We start from the raw sequence: 17,012 nt of genomic DNA on the forward strand, positions 1-17,012 counted from the left end.
CACATGAAACGCGTTATCATGGCACTCGTTGTTGCCATCGAAGCTGTGGGTGTTCTCGCAGCCGGGCTCGGTGTGTCTTTTATTCCCCTTATCCTGCTCTGGATGACCGAGTATCAGCTTGGTTTTCCCTTCAGTAATGTTATTGGTTTTGCTGCCGCAACCTGGCTTTTGGCTCACCGGGTTCCTCTGACGGTTGAACTCAGCGATGTGGCGGTGCAGTCGTTGGGTACGGGAAGCGAACCTCTCAGCTTTGTGATTTCGTTGGCACCGCTTGGGATTACATTGATTACGGTGTGGGCCGGTGTTACCCTCGGTCGGAGGGCTTCCGCTTCGATACAACCTCTGGCCGGCATTGTGGGGGGTGTTATCGGTTTTGCACTGGGTGCCTGGCTAATTGGGGCGGTGCTGATCGGCGACGTGGTGGGTGTCACGGGTCACTACGTGTTGGCGCCGACGACCATCTATCTGATTAGCATTCTTACCGGTTTTTTCTACTGGAGTGTGCGTAACAACACCCCGCTCTACACGCGTTTTTTGGGATGGTACGAGGAAAGCGTGACCCGCGCGGTGGGGGCACACGTTCGCTCCGTCCTCAGCGGTATTCGGCTCGGTCTTACCGCGGGAGTTGGTGTGGTGGGAGTTGCAGCGGCTATTTTTGCCTGTGTGATCGTTGTTAAATACGCGTCTATTATGGCGCTTGGGCAGTCGTTACAGCCGGGGTGGGCCGGTGCTCTTACCCTCACCGTGGCGGAGGCGGCTCTGCTTCCCAACGCCGTTATTTGGACAGCTGCGTGGCTTCTCGGACCCGGCTTTGCCCTGGGAATTGGGAGTTCGGTGAGTCCCGTCGCAACGAATGTGGGTCCGTTGCCCGCTTTTCCACTTTTTGGTGCTATACCCGAGGGCACGCATAGCTGGGGGCTGCTCGGTGTTCTTGTTCCCGTGGTGATCGCGTTTGTTTTAAGTTACAGGGTTTTTGCCAACCTCCGTGATTACTGGGGTGGGCAGGTTCCGCTCTTGACCCCGGTTTTGAGCGCCTGTGGTGCCGCCGGAGGAGGGGCCCTTATCTTGGGTGGTCTCGCCGCGGTTTCCGGTGGTGCGATTGGCCCGCAGCGTCTCCAAGAGGTGGGACCTATGGGGTGGGAGGTAGCCCTCTGGGCCGCAATCTACATCGGAGCTGCCTCGCTGCTGGGATACCTGGTATCGGGAATTTCTGCGCGTGCTCTGCGATGGGGGCCGTTCCAAAACGACGATAGGATGTGAGGGTGCTTACTCTCCTCGTGCTGATTTCGGGCAGCGGTTCTAATCTGCGTGCCCTGCTGGAGGCCTCGGACGGGCCGGAGTGTCCGTTTCGCATTATCGCGGTGGGGGCGGATAATAATGCGACCGGGCTGGAACATGCGCACGAGTTTGAGGTTCCCACGTTTGTCGTGGAACCTCAGAAATTTGCTTCACGGGAAGAGTGGGGAAAGGGGCTTCTCAGCCTGGTACGGGAGTGGAAGCCGGATCTGGTGGTGAGCGCCGGGTTTATGCGTATCATTCCAGCCGGTGTTGTTACCGAGCTCACGCCCAACCTGATTAACACGCACCCCGCGCTGCTTCCGCTTTATCCCGGGGCGCACGCGGTGCGGGACGCGCTTGCGGCGGGAGCTACCGAGACCGGGGCGACCGTGCACATTATTGACGAGGGAGTAGACACCGGGCCTGTTATCCGGCAGTGTGTTGTCGCGGTTGAGCCGGGCGACACGGAGTTCATCCTGCACGAACGTATTAAAGTTGCCGAGCGCGGCATGCTTATTGATGTTGTCCACGACATCGCCACTAAAAAGATTGTATTAGAGGAGTTTGTTTACTAATGGTTAATGTTGTTCATGATGCCAATAGTTATCAGCATCAGGATCGGGTCGCTGTCAAGCGCGCCCTCATCTCGGTGAGTGACAAAACCGGTCTACTAGAGCTCGCACAGGCTCTGGTCAACACCGGTGTCGAGATCGTCTCAACAGGTTCAACCGCCGCCACTATGCGGGATGCCGGTTACCCCGTTACTGAGGTGAGCACCGTTACGGGGTTTCCCGAATCACTCGACGGCCGGGTAAAAACGTTGCATCCCGGTGTGCACGCGGGACTCCTGGCGGATTTGCGGTTGCAGGAGCACCGCGATCAGCTGCTTGATCTGGGTATCGAAGCATTTGAATTGGCCGTTGTGAATCTGTATCCATTTCGTGAGACGGTAGCATCGGGTGCCGATGCCGCTACGGTGATCGAGAACATTGATATTGGCGGTCCCGCGCTTGTGCGAGCCTCCGCAAAAAATCACGCAAACATCGCAATTGCGGTATCGCCCGCCCGCTACCCCGAAATTATTTCGGCTCTTGCCTCGGGGGGAACCACCCTCGCGCAGCGAGTGGCTCTTGCTACCGAGGCGTTTGCTCACACAGCCGCCTACGACAGGGCTGTTGCCGGGTGGTTTGCCGCTCAGGAGGGTAACTCCGCGCTTCCCTCGGAACTTTCCATTGAGGCTTTGAGGGTCTCGGAGCTGCGCTACGGTGAGAACTCACATCAGGCGGCCGCGCTCTACAAGTCTCCCGGCGGAAACGGCATCGCTCAGGCCAGGCTTCTGCACGGTAAGGAGATGTCCTACAACAACTACGTTGACGCCGATGCAGCCCTCCGCGCAGCATACGACTTTTCTGAACCGGCGGTCGCGATTATTAAGCACGCAAACCCCTGCGGTATTGCAATCGCTAGCGAATCCACCAGCGACCCCATTGCCGACGCGCATCTGAGGGCCCACGAGTGTGATCCCGTGTCTGCCTTTGGCGGGGTTATTGCCGCTAATCGCCCTGTTACGTTGGGCATGGCCAACGCCGTCAAGGATATTTTTACCGAGGTGCTGGTTGCGCCTTCCTTTCACGAAGATGCCCTTGCGGTTCTCACCACCAAGAAAAATTTGAGACTATTACAGCTGCCCGATGATTATAATCGGGAGACGCACGAGTTGCGCCAGGTATCCGGTGGTTTTCTGATGCAGAGTACCGACGTGGTGTCGTCACGCGCCACGGTTCCTTGGACTCTGGTTGCGGGCGAAGAGGCGGATGCCACGACCCTGGCCGACCTAGAGTTTGCCTGGATCGCGTGCCGCGCCGTGAAATCAAACGGGATTCTACTGGCGCATAACGGTGCCGCGGTGGGTGTGGGCATGGGGCAGGTGAACCGCGTAGACTCCTGCCGTTTGGCGGCAGAGCGTGCGGGGGAGCGTGCTCTCGGTGCGGTTGCTGCCTCCGACGCTTTTTTCCCTTTTGCCGATGGACTACAGGTTCTGCTTGACGCCGGTGTGAGCGCGGTTGTGCAGCCCGGAGGTTCGATTCGTGATCAGGATGTGATTGATGCGGCCCACACCGCCGGGATCACGATGTACTTTACGGGTGAGCGCCACTTTTTCCACTAGGTTTTGTGGGGCAGCTTGCTCTGCCCGGTCGAAGAATCCCCGTCTCGGGTTGCCGTATCAGCGCATGGCCGCCAGCTTCATGTTTACCCGATACCCGGCTCCCCGAGACGAGGCTACAAGCGGCGTTCCCTCTTTCAGATAGTGGGCGTGTGCGGCGTGGGCATGGGAATCCGGCGGGTGCCCATCCGCTCGCACCACACGCCACCAGGGGACGCTCGCTCCGTGATGAGCCATAATCTTGCCCACCTGCCGCGCCGCGCGAGACCCGAGCGTAGCTGCAACGGCACCGTAACTCATGACTCTTCCGGTGGGAATCTGAGCGACCAGATCAAGCACCGCGGCCGTAAAGTTGCGTGTGGAAGACTCGGGGTTATTAGTCGAGCGGGAGAGCGCCAATAACCTCTCCGTAGGTGGTTTCGCCAACGGGCACAAAACCTACCCGAAGGAAAAAATCTTCTGGGCTTTCGTCGCCACGTTCCCAAAAGACGTGGAGGGTGGAAAACCCTCGGCGCCGAGCTTCTTCTCCGAGTGCGCTCACAAGAAACTTTCCGACGCCCCTTCCCTGGGTGTCGGCGTCAACGTTAATGCGCCAGAGGCAGCAGCGGAATTCGGGTTGTGTGGCATCCGGGTCAAAGTTGCCGTGGATAAACCCGACAACCTGATCGCTTTCCATAGCCACCCGCTGCCAGGCGTGTGAGGGGTCGCTCACGGCCGCTGCCGCGGAGTACGACACCGGCACGATGTACTGTTCTTGGCCGGGTTTGAGCGTGAGTGTGTTTACAGCAACTATTGTTGCGGCCGATAGCTCTTCAATTCTCAGCTCAGTCATACTCAATAGGCTAGCCCAAAAATGCCCTGGACGCCCAAACATTTGTTTGGTGACAGCGGTTTTGATCCCGCTCGCGTGAGGATTTGTTGACGGCAGAACCGGGGGTCTGCCCCGTCCGCTAGACTAAAAACGGCTTTTGTGCCGAGACGATACTCGCGTCACCCTCATCACTGTGTGCCCGGGCGTATAAACACGGGCGGTATACACACCGATTTGACGCGACCAAACTACGGGAGTTCCATGTCAAAGATCAAGGTTGAAGGCACCGTCGTTGAGCTCGACGGTGACGAGATGACGCGTATCATCTGGCAATTCATCAAAGACTCACTTATCCACCCCTATCTCGATATTAATCTTGAGTACTACGATCTGAGTATTCAGAAGCGTGACGAAACGGACGACCAGATCACTATTGATGCGGCGCACGCCATCCAGCGGCACGGCGTTGGTGTGAAGTGTGCAACTATCACGCCGGATGAGGCGCGCGTGGAGGAATTTGGCCTCAAGAAAATGTGGAAGTCACCCAACGGAACCATCCGTAATATTCTGGGCGGTGTGATCTTCCGCGAGCCGATTATTATCTCCAATATTCCGCGTTTGGTGCCCGGGTGGAATAAGCCCATTATTGTTGGACGTCATGCGTTTGGTGACCAGTACCGGGCCACCGATTTCCGCTTTGCTGGACCCGGAAAACTGACCGTTGAGTTTGCTCCCGAAGACGGTTCAGAGCCCCTCAAGTTTGAGGTTTTCCAGGCCCCATCTGACGGCATTGCCCAGGTGCAATATAATCTCGACTCATCGATTCGGGATTTTGCTCGTGCCTCGCTTAACTACGGTCTGAGCCGTAATTACCCGGTGTATCTTTCCACAAAGAACACCATTTTGAAGGCCTACGATGGTCGTTTTAAAGACATCTTCCAGGAGATTTACGACACCGAGTTTAAGGAGCGTTTTGACGCGGCTGGACTCACCTACGAGCATCGCCTCATTGACGATATGGTTGCTTCGGCCATGAAGTGGGAGGGCGGTTACGTGTGGGCCTGCAAAAACTACGACGGCGATGTTCAATCCGATACGGTAGCGCAGGGATTCGGTTCGCTGGGACTTATGACCTCGGTGTTGGCTACGCCCGACGGAAAGGTTGTTGAGGCGGAGGCTGCGCACGGAACCGTTACCCGTCACTATCGTCAGCATCAGCAGGGTAAGCCCACCTCAACCAATCCGATTGCCTCTATCTACGCGTGGACGCGGGGCCTTATTCATCGTGGAAAGCTCGACGATAACAGCGAGCTGATTGAGTTTGCTGAGACCCTTGAGGACGTGGTGGTGAAGACCGTTGAGAGCGGCAAGATGACCAAGGATCTAGCCCTTCTAGTTGGACCGGAACAGCCCTATCAGACCACGGAGGAGTTCCTTGAGACTCTTTCGGAAAACCTGAGAGCGCGTCTGGCCTAAAAATTTGTGTGACGCTTGATGGGGTGCCCCGTGTGGGGTATCCCATGCGGCTATTATCGCCGTGGCGCAGGTTGTTGACGGTATCTCGGATGTGCTTGAGATACCGATCATAAACAGCCTGCGCCTTTGTTTTTGGCAAAACCGGGGGATTAATTTGCATTTATTTAGTTCGTAAGGTTTACTAACAAACATGTATCAGGGATTTGAGCGTGGACGCTCCGCTATCGCAACCGGGACTCGACGCGTGGGCCGCGCGCTACGGCCCGAGGGCAAAGTGCTGCCGGAACACGCCCGCAGCCATAACCGCTCTCTTGTCCTGCAACAGCTCTATCACACTTCTGGTTTGAGCCGAGCCGATATCGCCCGGATGACCGGCCTCACACGTGTGACCGTATCCGATCTGGTCTCTGAGATGATCGTCGAGGGCATCGTGATGGAAAATGGCCAGCGGGAAGATGCCCGTCCGGGTAAGCCGGCTACTCTTCTCGATATCAATCCCGATGCGTTTCATATCGTTGCCGTCGACCTGTCCGAAAAGACTAGGTTTCGCGGGGTTCTTGTCAACCTGCGCGGGGACATTATTGTGCGCTCCGAAACGCCACAATCGAGGGTTGAGGGAGATGCCGCGGTTGAGTGCCTGATGAGTCTCATAGACGAGCTGCAGCAGAGCACCACCAGCAAAATCCTGGGTATTGGGGTGGGCTCACCCGGTGTAGTAGACACCGCGGGTGTGGTGCGTAACGCTCCCAATCTGCGCTGGAAAAATCTTCCGCTGCAGAGCATCTTGAACAATCGTTTTAGGGTGCCGGTTACGGTGGCAAACGATGCCAACGCCGCAGTGCTGGCGGAACACAGCTTTAGCGACTCCGCACAGGACCTTATCCTTATTCAGGTGGGTGCGGGTGTGGGGGCCGGACTCATTGTTGACGGAAGCCCCATTATTGGTGCGGGTGAGGCGGCTGGTGAGATCGGGCACGTTGTGGTGGGTACGGACGGTGGACCCGAGTGTGCCTGCGGTAAAAACGGTTGCCTTGAGGCGTGGCTGTCGGTTCCTAACCTGCGGGCACAGCTGGGGCAGAAACCCACTGAAAAAGAAAAAGAGCGTGTGCTGGGTAACGCCGGTCAGCGCTTGGGCATTGCCCTCGCTCCGGTGATTGCCACGCTTAACGTTTCCGAGGTTGTTCTGAGCGGCCCCCGAGAACTCCTGGGTGGCCCGCTGAAAGAGTCCGCGAGCGAGACACTGCGCCAACGAATGATGCCGGAGATTCACGGTGATCTCCGGTTGAGTATGACCACCCTCGGTCAGGATATAGTCCTGCGCGGGGCAGCCGTTCTTGTCCTACTCGGACAACTCGGGATTTCTTGAGCTTCATGCAATCCCAGCGGCGAGACGAGTAAAACGCTCATCTCGACAGATACAAATAACATCCAAAAAATGAGGAATGTGACAATGAAGAAAAAGCTAGGAGCACTCGCAATGGTTGCGGCATCGGCCTTAGTGCTGGCCGGCTGCTCCACCGACGGTGGAAATGACGGGGCCGCGGGATCTGCGAGCAACGACATCACCCTGTGGGTCATGGGTGGTGACACCCCCGACGAGCTGCGCGACTATCTCAAAACCGAATACAACCGGGTAAACGGGGGAACCCTCACAATTGAGGAGCAGGATTGGACTGATGCCGTTGCCAAGCTCACAACGGCACTCCCAGATAGGGCAAACACCCCCGACGTTGTCGAATTAGGAAACACCTGGTCTCCCACCTTTAGCTCGGCTGGGGCCTTCAGCGACCTGAGCGATATATACGAGGAGCTGGGCGGTGACAGCCTCCTTCAATCGTTTGTGGAGGTTGGCGAGGTAGACGGCAAGCAGTATGCGCTGCCCTATTACTTTGGCTCACGTTATAACTTCTATCGCAAGGACATCTGGGAGGCCGCAGGTAAGACGGTTCCCACCACACTGGCAGAGTTTAACGAGACTGTTGCCTCGCTTCGTACCGATAGCATGTCGGGCTTCTACATTGGGGGAAGCGACTGGCGCAACGCAATCTCCTGGGTCTTTGCTAACGGCGGGGAGCTCGCCAAAAAAGAGGGCGACACCTGGGTTTCCACCCTCTCCGACCCCAAGACTATCGAGGGTCTGACACAGTTCCAGACACTGTTCACCGACGCGTCAAACGCGCCCGCAACCGAGGACGACAGCACCCCCTGGATCAACATTAATGATAATGCCGCAACGGGGCAGCCCGAGGCCGCAACAATCATTGCGCCCGGGTGGGCGAGTAACTCGATTGGAAATCCCGCAACAATAACCGACCCGGAGACCGGCGTAGAAACCGAAGGGTACGAGTGGGATGACGAGACGTTTGGAATCTTTGTTCTTCCCGGAGTTGATGGTGGGGCGGCTCCCGTTTTTGCCGGTGGCTCAAACATCGCAATATCGGCCGCGAGCGGTAAGCAGGAGGCCTCTCGGGCTCTCTTGAAGATCATCTTCAGCCCCGAGTACCAACGGATGCTCGGTGAGAACGGCCTGGGACCGGCAAACCTGGACTACTCGGACTCTCTTGGTGACGACCAGTTCTCTCTGGCGCTCATTAAGTCTGCAGAGAACTCCAAGCTCACCCCGGCAGCGCCCGGCTGGGCCGCGGTTGAGGGTGCTCAGCTGCCCGTTGAGTTCTTTGGCAAGGTAGCGGCCGGAGGGGACATCCCCGCCCTGGCCAAGGAGTATGACGAGAAGATCTCGGCACTCTTGAACTAAATAAACCGGGGCGGCCGATGGAACCGGTCGCCCCGTTCACCCGCGTGCATACGAGAAAGAAATCCGATGACGAGTGTAACGGCACCACCCAGTGCGCCCAAAAGCACACCCGGGGTACCCCCCAAAAAAAGAGTGAAAAAGGTCCCGCTTGCCCTGATTATTCCGGCGGTTGCCATCCTGCTTATCGGCATGGGGTATCCGCTGATCTGGCAATTGATTACCTCGACTCAGCAATTTGGTATTAGGCAGCAATTTGGCGCCCCCGCAGATTTTATCTGGTTCGAGAATTACATTGCGCTGGCCACCGATCCGCTCACCTGGACCATTGTGGTGCGCTCAATCGTCTTCTGTATCATCACCTCGGCAATCACAATTGCCGCGGGAGGCCTTCTTGCGATCCTGATGAAAGCGGCGGGAAAGGTTGGCCGCCTGGTATTACAGGTGAGCCTGCTGCTCGCCTGGTCAATGCCGATTGTTGCCGCGATGACGGTGTGGATCTGGCTCTTTGATCGCCGTCGCGGGGTTGTCAACTATCTGCTCGACATGATCCCCGGCGTCAATATGAACCGCTTCGACTGGCTGGAAAACCCCCTCACTTTTTTTCTGGTCGCGTGCATAATCGTGGTGTGGATGTCCGTTCCCTTTGTGGCCTTCTCGCTCTACGCGGGTCTCACCCAGGTGTCCGAGGAGGTGCTGGAAGCCTCCCAATTGGACGGTGCCACGGGTAAACAGCGGCTGCGCTTTATTATCCTGCCCATGATTCGCCCGGTTCTGATGATCGTGCTGTTGCTGCAGCTCATTTGGAATCTGCGCGTCTTTGCCCAGATCAAAGTCCTACAAGATACCGGCTCAAGCTCAAGCGATTTTGACCTGCTGGGGACCTACATTTACAAATTGGGAACCGGCGTTCAAAACTTTGGAATGGCCGCGGCGGTATCAATCTTTGTGCTCGCCCTAACCATTGCGATCAGCTGGTTCTACGTGCGCAGCCTGCTCAAGGAGGATGAGAACTAATGTCAACCGCTCAAATAAATCATGCAACCACCGCGAGTACTGGTCGCCACAACACGGTTGCTCCCCGGATTGGGAGCAAGAGCCGGGGCCCGAGCCGGGCTCGCCGCAGGGTGTGGAGTGTTGTTGCCATCGCTATTGCCCTGGTGTGGGTGTTCCCGGTTTACTGGATGCTCAACTCCTCACTGCTACCCAACCGAACCCTGCAATCCTTCGTTCCAACCTTTTTCCCCGTGGGAGGGTCGTTCCGAAACTTTGAGGCGGCAATAGCCGACGGCAGCTTCTTCAGCGCGCTGGGTATGAGCGTGAGTATTACCCTGATCGTGGTTTTTTTCTGCCTGCTTTTTGCCTTTTTGGCAGCCATCGCAATCAGCCGGTACCGGTTTAAAGGTCGGAAAAGCTTTGTGCTTGCAGTCCTTTTGGTGCAGATGCTCCCCGCGGAGGGACTCTTTATCGCCCAGTATCAAATGATGTCCTCGCTGGGATTACTCAACTCTATAGTGGGTGTGAGCATCATTTACACGGCCGCCGTGGTTCCCTTTACGATCTGGATGCTTCGCGGTTTTGTTGCGGGAATTCCGGCCGAGTTAGAGGAGGCCGCAATGGTCGACGGGCTCAGCCGCCCTCAGGCGTTTATGCGCATCACCTTTCCCCTTCTCGCTCCCGGACTGGTGGCCTCTGGCGTCTTTGCGTTCCTGCAGGCGTGGAACGAATTCACGGTTGCGCTGGTGCTTTTGCAGAGCGAGTCCTCACACACCCTTCCGCTGTGGCTGCGTGGATTTGTGCAGGCGGGGGCCACGCGCGAGACTGATTGGGGCCAGGTGATGGCAGCATCGACCCTTGTGGCGATACCCGTGATCATCTTCTTCCTCATCGTCCAGGGTCGTATGACCAGTGGACTGGTGGGTGGAGCGGTAAAAGGATAGACAACCCGTTCGAGTTACGGAAGGAATTCAGAACATGTCGAATATTCAGGATAGTGCCGAGGACGGTACCCTACAGCGTAGAATTGCGGGCACCATGCTGCCTGGTTTTGAAGGGGTGGAGCTTCCCGCCTGGGTGGAGAGGCGCTTGAGGGAGGGAATGGGGGGAGTGTGTCTTTTTGCCACCAACATTGGCACCCCCGATCAGCTTCGCTCCCTCACTGCCGCAATCCGTCGGGCAAACCCCAACGCGGTGATTGCGATCGATGAGGAGGGCGGAGACGTTACCCGGTTGCACCACAGCACCGGCTCGCCGTTTCCGGGCAATGCCGTCCTGGGACGGATCAATGATCTTCAGCTCACGCACGATATTGCGTATCGTGTGGGCCAAGAATTGCGGGTTGCCGGCTGCACCGTGACGTTTGCACCGGACGTTGATATCAATTCGAACCCGGATAACCCCGTCATCGGGACGCGTAGTTTTGGTGTGGCCACCGATCTGGTTTCTGCCCACTCGCACGCGTGGGTTCGCGGTGTGCAGCGGGCCGGTATCGCGGCGAGTGCCAAACACTTTCCAGGTCACGGAGACACCGCGCAGGACTCTCACCTGGCGCTTCCGGTGATCGACCGCTCGCTTGCGCAATTGCATGAGCGCGAGCTTAAGCCGTTTCGTGCTGCGATTGAGGCCGGAACCCAGACTATTATGACCTCGCACATCCTGCTGCCCCAGATTGACAGGGATACCCCCGCCACATTTTCCTCGCGTATTCTCCAGGGAATTTTGCGGGAAGAACTGGGCTTTGAAGGTGTTATTGTCACGGATGCTCTTGATATGGCAGGGGCCAGTGCCACCACCGGAATTCCCGAGGCGGCGGTTCGTGCGCTTGTTGCCGGGTGCGACCTTCTTTGCATCGGTACCGCCAATAGCGACGAGCAGATGGGGGAAATCTTAGATCACGTGACCGAGGCGTTGCGCGCGGGAAGGCTCGACGCGACGAGGCTTGCAGAGGCCACACGTCGCCTTGAGGCACTCTCTCGTTGGGGAGACTCTGTGCTTTCGGAACAGGACCCCGAGCCTGTCACGGTGGATACCGCCGCAATTATTAATTCTTTTGAGGTGCGTGATGATGTAACTCTTCCGCGGATACTGGATGGCGGGCAGCGCGTCCACGTTGTGGTGTGTGAGGGCGTCCCCAATATTGCGGTGGGGCCGCTTCCCTGGGGGCCTCAGGCAGAACTTGAAGCGCTTCGAGCGACGGGTTCTCACCCCTGGCCCCACCTCACACTCTACACGGTATGGGCGCGTGAAGAGCTTCCTTCGTTTGCGGAGATTGGGCGTGAAGACACCGTCATCGTGGTGGGACAGAACAACCACCGACACGAGACCAACCGTGCCGTTATCGAGGGGCTACGAGCTACCCGGCAGAACACCCTGGTTGTGGAAATGGGGTGGCCCTCAGCCGACCGCTCCTACGCGGATGTGGCAACTTTTGGTGCTTCCCGCCTAGTGGGACGGGCGCTTGTAGAGATGCTGAGAGGGGACAATCTGCCGTGAGAGTGGGTATAGACATCGGCGGCACCAAAACCGAGGCCGTCTTGCTCGACGCTGACGGACAGGTTGTGCACACCGTAAAGGTTCCGACCGGTCACGGACGTGAACAGGTTCTCAGCACCGCTGTGGGGGTTGCACGTGAGCTTGCCGCCCGATTTGAGGGGGACGTGACCGATTTTGCCTCAATCGGAGTGGGTATCCCCGGTCTGGTCAATCCCTCGGCTGGACGCATCGAGCACGCGGTTAACCTGGGCCTAGTCGAGTGGGAAATGGGCGGGGAACTGGGAGAAAAACTCGGTGTTCCGGTGACGCTCGAGAACGATGTGAACGCCGCCGCGCTGGGGGTTCATCGTGTGCTTGAGCAGGAACACAGGAGGTCTCCGGCGGACTCCTCAAGCCTGGCCTATCTTAATCTGGGCACGGGGCTTGCTGCTGGAATCGTTGTCGACGGTCACCTATGGCGCGGGGCAACGGGTGTTGCCGGGGAGATCGGACACATCCCCATTGACCCGTCCGGTGTGGTGTGCAGTTGCGGACAGCGGGGCTGCTTGGAAACGATTAGTTCGGGTTCCAGTATTATCCGCCAGTGGTCGTCGGGTGGTGGCCGGGCATTAGACGAGAACCCATCGGTAGATGGTTCGCCCGTGCGCACAATGATGGAGGCCGCACACGCCGGGGACCCCTTAGCCGAGGATATCCGCGATCGGCTTTTTGAGGGGGTTGCAACCGCCGTGCGCCTCCTGACACTGTCTGTCGACGCGCATCGCGTAGTCTTGGGTGGGGGCGTCACCAATATTGGGGATCCCCTCCTTCACGGGGTTCGGAGGGTGCTTCGCCAGCGGGCAGAGAGTTCTCCGTTCTTGGGGTCGCTCGCGCTCGATTCGCGTGTGCACCTCGTTCCCGATTCATCCCCCATTGCCGCGATTGGTGCGGCCCTGATAGGAGAGCCGCAGTATGGCTGAAGTAATCATTGTGAAGAGTCTGGATGAGGCTGGAGAGCTTGCTGCCCAGCACATTACGAGTCTGATTCAGAAGAAACCGGATGCCGTGTTGGGGCTGGCAACCGGATCAACACCCCTTCCCGTGTACAAAGCCCTCCACCGCCGTGTGCAGCAGCACGGCGTTGACCTCAGCCGCGTGCGCGGTTTTGCGTTGGATGAGTACGTGGGAATCTCTCCCGACCACCCGCAGAGCTATCGCACCGTGATCACCAACGAGGTGGTGACTCCTCTGGGGCTGAATCCCGATCTGGTGCAGACACCCCGGGGAGAACTCGCGGGGATTCGTAACGCCGGTGAGCGCTACGACGCCGATATTCGGGCGGCCGGCGGAATCGATGTCCAAATTTTAGGAGTGGGAACAAGCGGACACATCGGATTTAACGAGCCTGGTTCATCGCTGGGTTCACGCACACGGGTGACTACTCTCACCGAGCAAACACGGATTGATAACGCGAGATTTTTTGATTCAATCGACGATGTTCCCACACACAGTATCACCCAGGGCGTCGGCACGATCCTTGAGGCCCGTCATCTGATCCTTTTGGCCTTTGGAGAACGCAAAGCGGAGGTTCTGGCGCGGTGCGTGGAGGGCCCTGTCTCGTCGTCAATCCCGGGCTCGGCGATTCAGCTTCACCCTCACGTAACGGTGCTTGTTGACGAGGCCGCCGCCTCACAGCTGGTGCATGCGGACTACTATCGTCGCGCTTTCAGCAACGTGCCGGAGTGGTTGGCCGAGAGTTAGGGTCGAGGGGAAACGTATCTAGCTCCCCACGATGTGCCTGTCGGTGACGCGCAGGCGCTCACCGAAGATTCCGCCTATTGCACCAATGAGCGCAATGCTCACGAGGATAAGTGCGGGACCCCACGCCTGGTTATGATTGGCCGCGAGTATGGCGGTTGCAAGCAGGGGGAGAAACCCGCTAATGGCCCCGGCAATGTTGTAGCTGAGCGCAACTCCCGAGTAGCGTAACTGAGGGGGAAACATTTCGGTGAGCAGCGCGCCGGTCACGGCATAGGCTACCGTAACAGTCACGATGCCGAGGCACGCGGCAATAACAATCATGAGGGGGTCGGCGGTGTCAATCAGCCAGAAGAAGGGAAACGCCACCACACCGACAAACAGGGCACCCCACACCATCACTTTCCCGGGGCCGAGTCTCTCGGAGAGGCGTCCCGCGAGCAGTGTAACGACGATCTGAAACAGTGCGGCGACCAGGGTGGCGTTTACCATGACATCCCGGTTAATATCGAGCGTATTGGTGCCGTAGCTGATGAAAAAGATGGTGACCATATAAAAACCGCCAACACCGAGAAGCGCCGCCATGGTGGCCACTACTAGGCGGCCTGGGGCGTGACGAAACACCCCCCGGACGGGTGTTCGCGTTGTTCCTTTGTGGGCGAGGAGATCCTTATAGATGGGAGACTCTTCTATCTTGATGCGGATCCACAGGGCGATGACTAACAGGGGAAACGCGAGCAGGAAGGGAACGCGCCACCCCCACGCGTCGAAGGCTTCCGAAGGAAGGAGCAGCACCAGGGCGAATGCCCCGGAGGACATCAGCGTTGCAATTGGTGAACTCACCTGCACGAGGGCGGCATAGCGGCCCCGTGTTTTCATGGGTGCGTGTTCAATGGCCATGGTGACCGCGCCGCTCCATTCGCCGCCAACCGCAAGACCCTGTACCAGGCGCAATACGGTGAGAAGGATGGGGGCGGTGAGTCCGATGGTGCCAAATTCGGGTAGTAGGCCGATGAGGCCGGTGGCAATGCCAATCATTACTATGGTGGCAAGCAGGGCAGGTCTGCGACCGTAGCGGTCACCGATATAGCCAAAGATAATAGCCCCGAGAGGGCGAGCAGCAAAGCCCACGCCAAAGGTGGCAAAGGCCGCAAGTAGGCCCGCGGTGGGATCAAGATCGGTGAAGAAGAGTCGGTTAAAAACGATGGCGGCGGCTAGGCCAAAGAGATAGTAGTCGTACCACTCAAGCGCGGTTCCCACGAGCGCAGCCCGTGCAATTTTGCCCGCGTCGGCACCGCTTATGGTCGAGTCGTTCGAGTCGTCGCTCATGCGAATTTACCCGGAATGCAATGTTTATTGCACAAACTTCTGTGGAGTATTGTATGCACGGGTGCGAGTTTACTCTCTCGGCGATCTTCGCACCACCGTGCCCGGGCTCCCGGGTTCTCATTGAACGGATAATTCACTGATCTTTTTCCCCTGAGGTGGTTGCCCTACGGCGCATAAGCTTATAAGAGGGCTTTAGAAATTCCCGGGTGCTTACTCGCTCTACGTGCCCCTCTTACGCCGATGGAGCTTGCAGCCCTAGAGGGGTGTTATTAAGTCACGGGATAAGTACCACGTGTCCGCAGCTTTAGCATCAGAGATCGAAAGACTCATCACAAAACTCACATAAGACACAGAGGCGCGAAGCCGGTCGACTCACAAGAACGGCTCTATGCGACTGTATACTAGACAGCTACATAGGGCTAGAAACGAATTAGGGAGCGCCGATAATGCGACGGCTGAACGGTGAGACATGTGGCCGGTTGAGTTTGCGTCTCGACGCCCTCTATTGCATGCTGCTTGGCCTGGTGCTCATCGGGTTCTCAAAACAGGTTGCGGAGGGCGTGCTGCTGGCACCGTTTTTGGTCGTGAGTATCGGGATCGTCGTGGTCGTGTGGGCAGGCGGTATCGTGTGGATGCTTGCCCGGCTTCCGTTACGGGTTGTGCTTCGGTTGGTGATGATTGCCAATCTTTTCGCTGCCGGTGCTGTGGCATTCGTCTCGACCGTCGCTGCAACCGTGCTTGTTGTGGCTGCGGTGGCGGCGGTATCTGTGGATATTGCGATCTTCGCCGTGAGTCAGGCGGTTGCGCTGTGGGCGCTCCCCGCACAGGGGCGAAGGTTCTTGGGGCTGTAGCGGGGGAGAGCGAACAAGAGCAACATTCGATGGTCTGTTCACAGGGGCCCACTGGCAGCGGCGCTTGTAGCCCGAGAGCGGCAAGACCGTCTCCGGTGGAAATAGCGGCCGGGATGGTGGTAGTTCAGAGCATCGCCTTTGCCTCTTCTGATAAGAGTTAAGATGGACAGCCCCGAAAAGTATCCCTCGTAGCCCGTGCTACTCCTCTCCCGCGAGCAGGTCGGCAAGCAGCTTTTGCGTGAGCGCCGCATCGACGGGCACCGGGGTCTCGTTTACTCGGTTCAGGGGAACAACCAGGCGTCCGCTGGACACCATCCACAGGGCATCCGCTCGCGCGAGATCTGCCGTGCGCAGGCGTGCGTACTCCGTATCAAGACCGTGCTTTGCGGCGTGGGAAAAAACCGCCTGCTGCGTGGTTCCGGGAAGGATGCCGATTGAGGTTACGGGGGTAATCAGGGTGTTTCCCTCCCGTACGATGAGGGAGGAGGCCGGTCCCTCCAGAACATAGTCATCCGAGCTGATAAAGATGACCTCCTCGGCCCCGCGGCGAGCGGCCTCCCGCAGTACGGCCTTGTTAACCGCGTAGGAGAGGGTTTTTGCGCCCTGCAAAAGCCAGGGTGAGGTTTCGGCAACATCGCTACGGTATCCCCGGTCGAGGGTTATCGCGCGAAGTCCCACGGTTCGCTCCCGTGAGTAGTCGCCGTTATCGCTTGCGATCACCCAGGTGGTGAGGCCGCTTGCACTCTCAAGACCCCGGGTGACAACAATCTTCACCAGGATCTCGGGGAGGGGCGGGAGGGCCTCGACGGCCATGGTGATGGCGGTCTCGACAGCTTGATCGTCAAGCTCGGGCAGGTCAAGCATGCGCGCCGACCGGTTAAGGCGCTCGATATGGGGTGCGAGCTGTAGAGGCCAGCGAGCAAAAACCCCTATTGACTCAAAGATGCCGTCGCCGCGGGTGATTCCCAGGTCAAAAACGCTAATCTGTGGTTCGTCTGCACTCACCTGTCGAAAGAGCGGAGGCTCTCCGCCCCGCTCTGCACGGTCGATAAAGATGAGTACGGGATCGGTGCCTGTCATGAACCCTCGTTTCGCTGGCTGTCTTGCGGATGTGGATGAATA

The 17,012-nt window shown here is 58.0% G+C and carries 16 protein-coding genes; 12 read left to right on the forward strand and 4 right to left on the reverse strand.

What is annotated here, in order from left to right; translation table 11 throughout:
• The first annotated feature begins 3 nt into the window (after positions 1-3).
• From FrondiHNR_RS03570 to purH, 3 genes are read left to right on the forward strand one after another with little or no spacing between them, the layout of a single operon-like run.
• A complete protein-coding gene (locus FrondiHNR_RS03570; RefSeq protein ID WP_279353880.1) occupies positions 4-1,260 on the forward strand; it encodes a DUF6350 family protein in 1,257 nt (418 codons plus the stop codon).
• A gap of 2 nt (positions 1,261-1,262) precedes the next feature.
• Positions 1,263-1,853: a phosphoribosylglycinamide formyltransferase gene (gene purN, locus FrondiHNR_RS03575; RefSeq protein ID WP_279353881.1), complete on the forward strand. Its 591-nt coding sequence runs from the start codon at positions 1,263-1,265 to the stop codon at positions 1,851-1,853.
• Positions 1,853-3,445 (forward strand): bifunctional phosphoribosylaminoimidazolecarboxamide formyltransferase/IMP cyclohydrolase, encoded by a 1,593-nt coding sequence (gene purH / locus FrondiHNR_RS03580; RefSeq protein WP_279353882.1) that lies wholly within the window; start codon positions 1,853-1,855, stop codon positions 3,443-3,445. The genes purN and purH overlap by 1 nt, the downstream gene beginning before the upstream one ends.
• Positions 3,446-3,502: 57 nt before the next feature.
• On the opposite strand, the gene FrondiHNR_RS03585 is transcribed toward purH, so the two are convergent.
• Both FrondiHNR_RS03585 and FrondiHNR_RS03590 read right to left on the reverse strand, forming a co-directional pair.
• The gene (locus FrondiHNR_RS03585; protein ID WP_279353883.1) at positions 3,503-3,841 is read right to left on the reverse strand and encodes an MGMT family protein; all 339 of its coding nucleotides are present in this window, start codon (positions 3,839-3,841) and stop codon (positions 3,503-3,505) included.
• Positions 3,819-4,274, reverse strand: a complete 456-nt coding sequence (locus FrondiHNR_RS03590; RefSeq protein ID WP_279353884.1) for a GNAT family N-acetyltransferase — start codon at positions 4,272-4,274, stop codon at positions 3,819-3,821. The genes FrondiHNR_RS03585 and FrondiHNR_RS03590 overlap by 23 nt, the downstream gene beginning before the upstream one ends.
• Positions 4,275-4,514: 240 nt before the next feature.
• Between FrondiHNR_RS03590 and FrondiHNR_RS03595 the strand changes: the two genes are divergently transcribed.
• The 8 genes from FrondiHNR_RS03595 to nagB all read left to right on the forward strand — a co-directional run bounded on the left by FrondiHNR_RS03595 (position 4,515) and on the right by nagB (position 13,713).
• Positions 4,515-5,729 (forward strand): NADP-dependent isocitrate dehydrogenase, encoded by a 1,215-nt coding sequence (locus tag FrondiHNR_RS03595; protein WP_279353885.1) that lies wholly within the window; start codon positions 4,515-4,517, stop codon positions 5,727-5,729.
• 190 nt (positions 5,730-5,919) lie between these two features.
• On the forward strand, positions 5,920-7,095 hold the full coding sequence (locus FrondiHNR_RS03600) for an ROK family transcriptional regulator (RefSeq protein ID WP_279353886.1): 1,176 nt from the start codon (positions 5,920-5,922) through the stop codon (positions 7,093-7,095).
• 84 nt (positions 7,096-7,179) lie between these two features.
• Positions 7,180-8,484: an extracellular solute-binding protein gene (locus tag FrondiHNR_RS03605; RefSeq protein ID WP_279353887.1), complete on the forward strand. Its 1,305-nt coding sequence runs from the start codon at positions 7,180-7,182 to the stop codon at positions 8,482-8,484.
• Positions 8,485-8,616: 132 nt separating this feature from the next.
• Positions 8,617-9,498, forward strand: a complete 882-nt coding sequence (locus tag FrondiHNR_RS03610) for a sugar ABC transporter permease (protein ID WP_279353888.1) — start codon at positions 8,617-8,619, stop codon at positions 9,496-9,498.
• On the forward strand, positions 9,498-10,421 hold the full coding sequence (locus FrondiHNR_RS03615) for a carbohydrate ABC transporter permease (RefSeq protein ID WP_279353889.1): 924 nt from the start codon (positions 9,498-9,500) through the stop codon (positions 10,419-10,421). The genes FrondiHNR_RS03610 and FrondiHNR_RS03615 overlap by 1 nt, the downstream gene beginning before the upstream one ends.
• A 34-nt stretch (positions 10,422-10,455) precedes the next feature.
• Positions 10,456-11,973 (forward strand): beta-N-acetylhexosaminidase, encoded by a 1,518-nt coding sequence (nagZ, locus tag FrondiHNR_RS03620; protein WP_279353890.1) that lies wholly within the window; start codon positions 10,456-10,458, stop codon positions 11,971-11,973.
• Positions 11,970-12,932 carry an ROK family protein gene (locus tag FrondiHNR_RS03625; RefSeq protein WP_279353891.1) on the forward strand — a complete coding sequence of 321 codons (963 nt, stop codon included), beginning with the start codon at positions 11,970-11,972 and terminating at the stop codon, positions 12,930-12,932. Before nagZ ends, FrondiHNR_RS03625 begins: the two co-directional genes overlap by 4 nt.
• The gene (gene nagB / locus FrondiHNR_RS03630; RefSeq protein WP_279353892.1) at positions 12,925-13,713 is read left to right on the forward strand and encodes a glucosamine-6-phosphate deaminase; all 789 of its coding nucleotides are present in this window, start codon (positions 12,925-12,927) and stop codon (positions 13,711-13,713) included. Before FrondiHNR_RS03625 ends, nagB begins: the two co-directional genes overlap by 8 nt.
• Before the next feature lie 18 nt (positions 13,714-13,731).
• Here the strand turns inward: nagB and FrondiHNR_RS03635 are convergent, their stop codons facing one another.
• On the reverse strand, positions 13,732-15,039 hold the full coding sequence (locus tag FrondiHNR_RS03635; protein ID WP_279353893.1) for an MFS transporter: 1,308 nt from the start codon (positions 15,037-15,039) through the stop codon (positions 13,732-13,734).
• A 446-nt stretch (positions 15,040-15,485) separates the two neighbouring features.
• On the opposite strand from FrondiHNR_RS03635, the gene FrondiHNR_RS03640 reads away from it, so the two are divergent.
• Positions 15,486-15,890, forward strand: coding sequence for a hypothetical protein (locus FrondiHNR_RS03640; RefSeq protein WP_279353894.1), 405 nt, complete (start codon positions 15,486-15,488; stop codon positions 15,888-15,890).
• A gap of 198 nt (positions 15,891-16,088) precedes the next feature.
• Here the strand turns inward: FrondiHNR_RS03640 and FrondiHNR_RS03645 are convergent, their stop codons facing one another.
• Complete coding sequence (locus FrondiHNR_RS03645) at positions 16,089-16,970, reverse strand: aminotransferase class IV (protein ID WP_279353895.1); 882 nt, start codon at positions 16,968-16,970, stop codon at positions 16,089-16,091.
• Positions 16,971-17,012: the final 42 nt, after the last annotated feature.

It is taken from the genome of Lysinibacter sp. HNR, from assembly GCF_029760935.1.
Lineage (GTDB): Bacteria > Actinomycetota > Actinomycetes > Actinomycetales > Microbacteriaceae > HNR.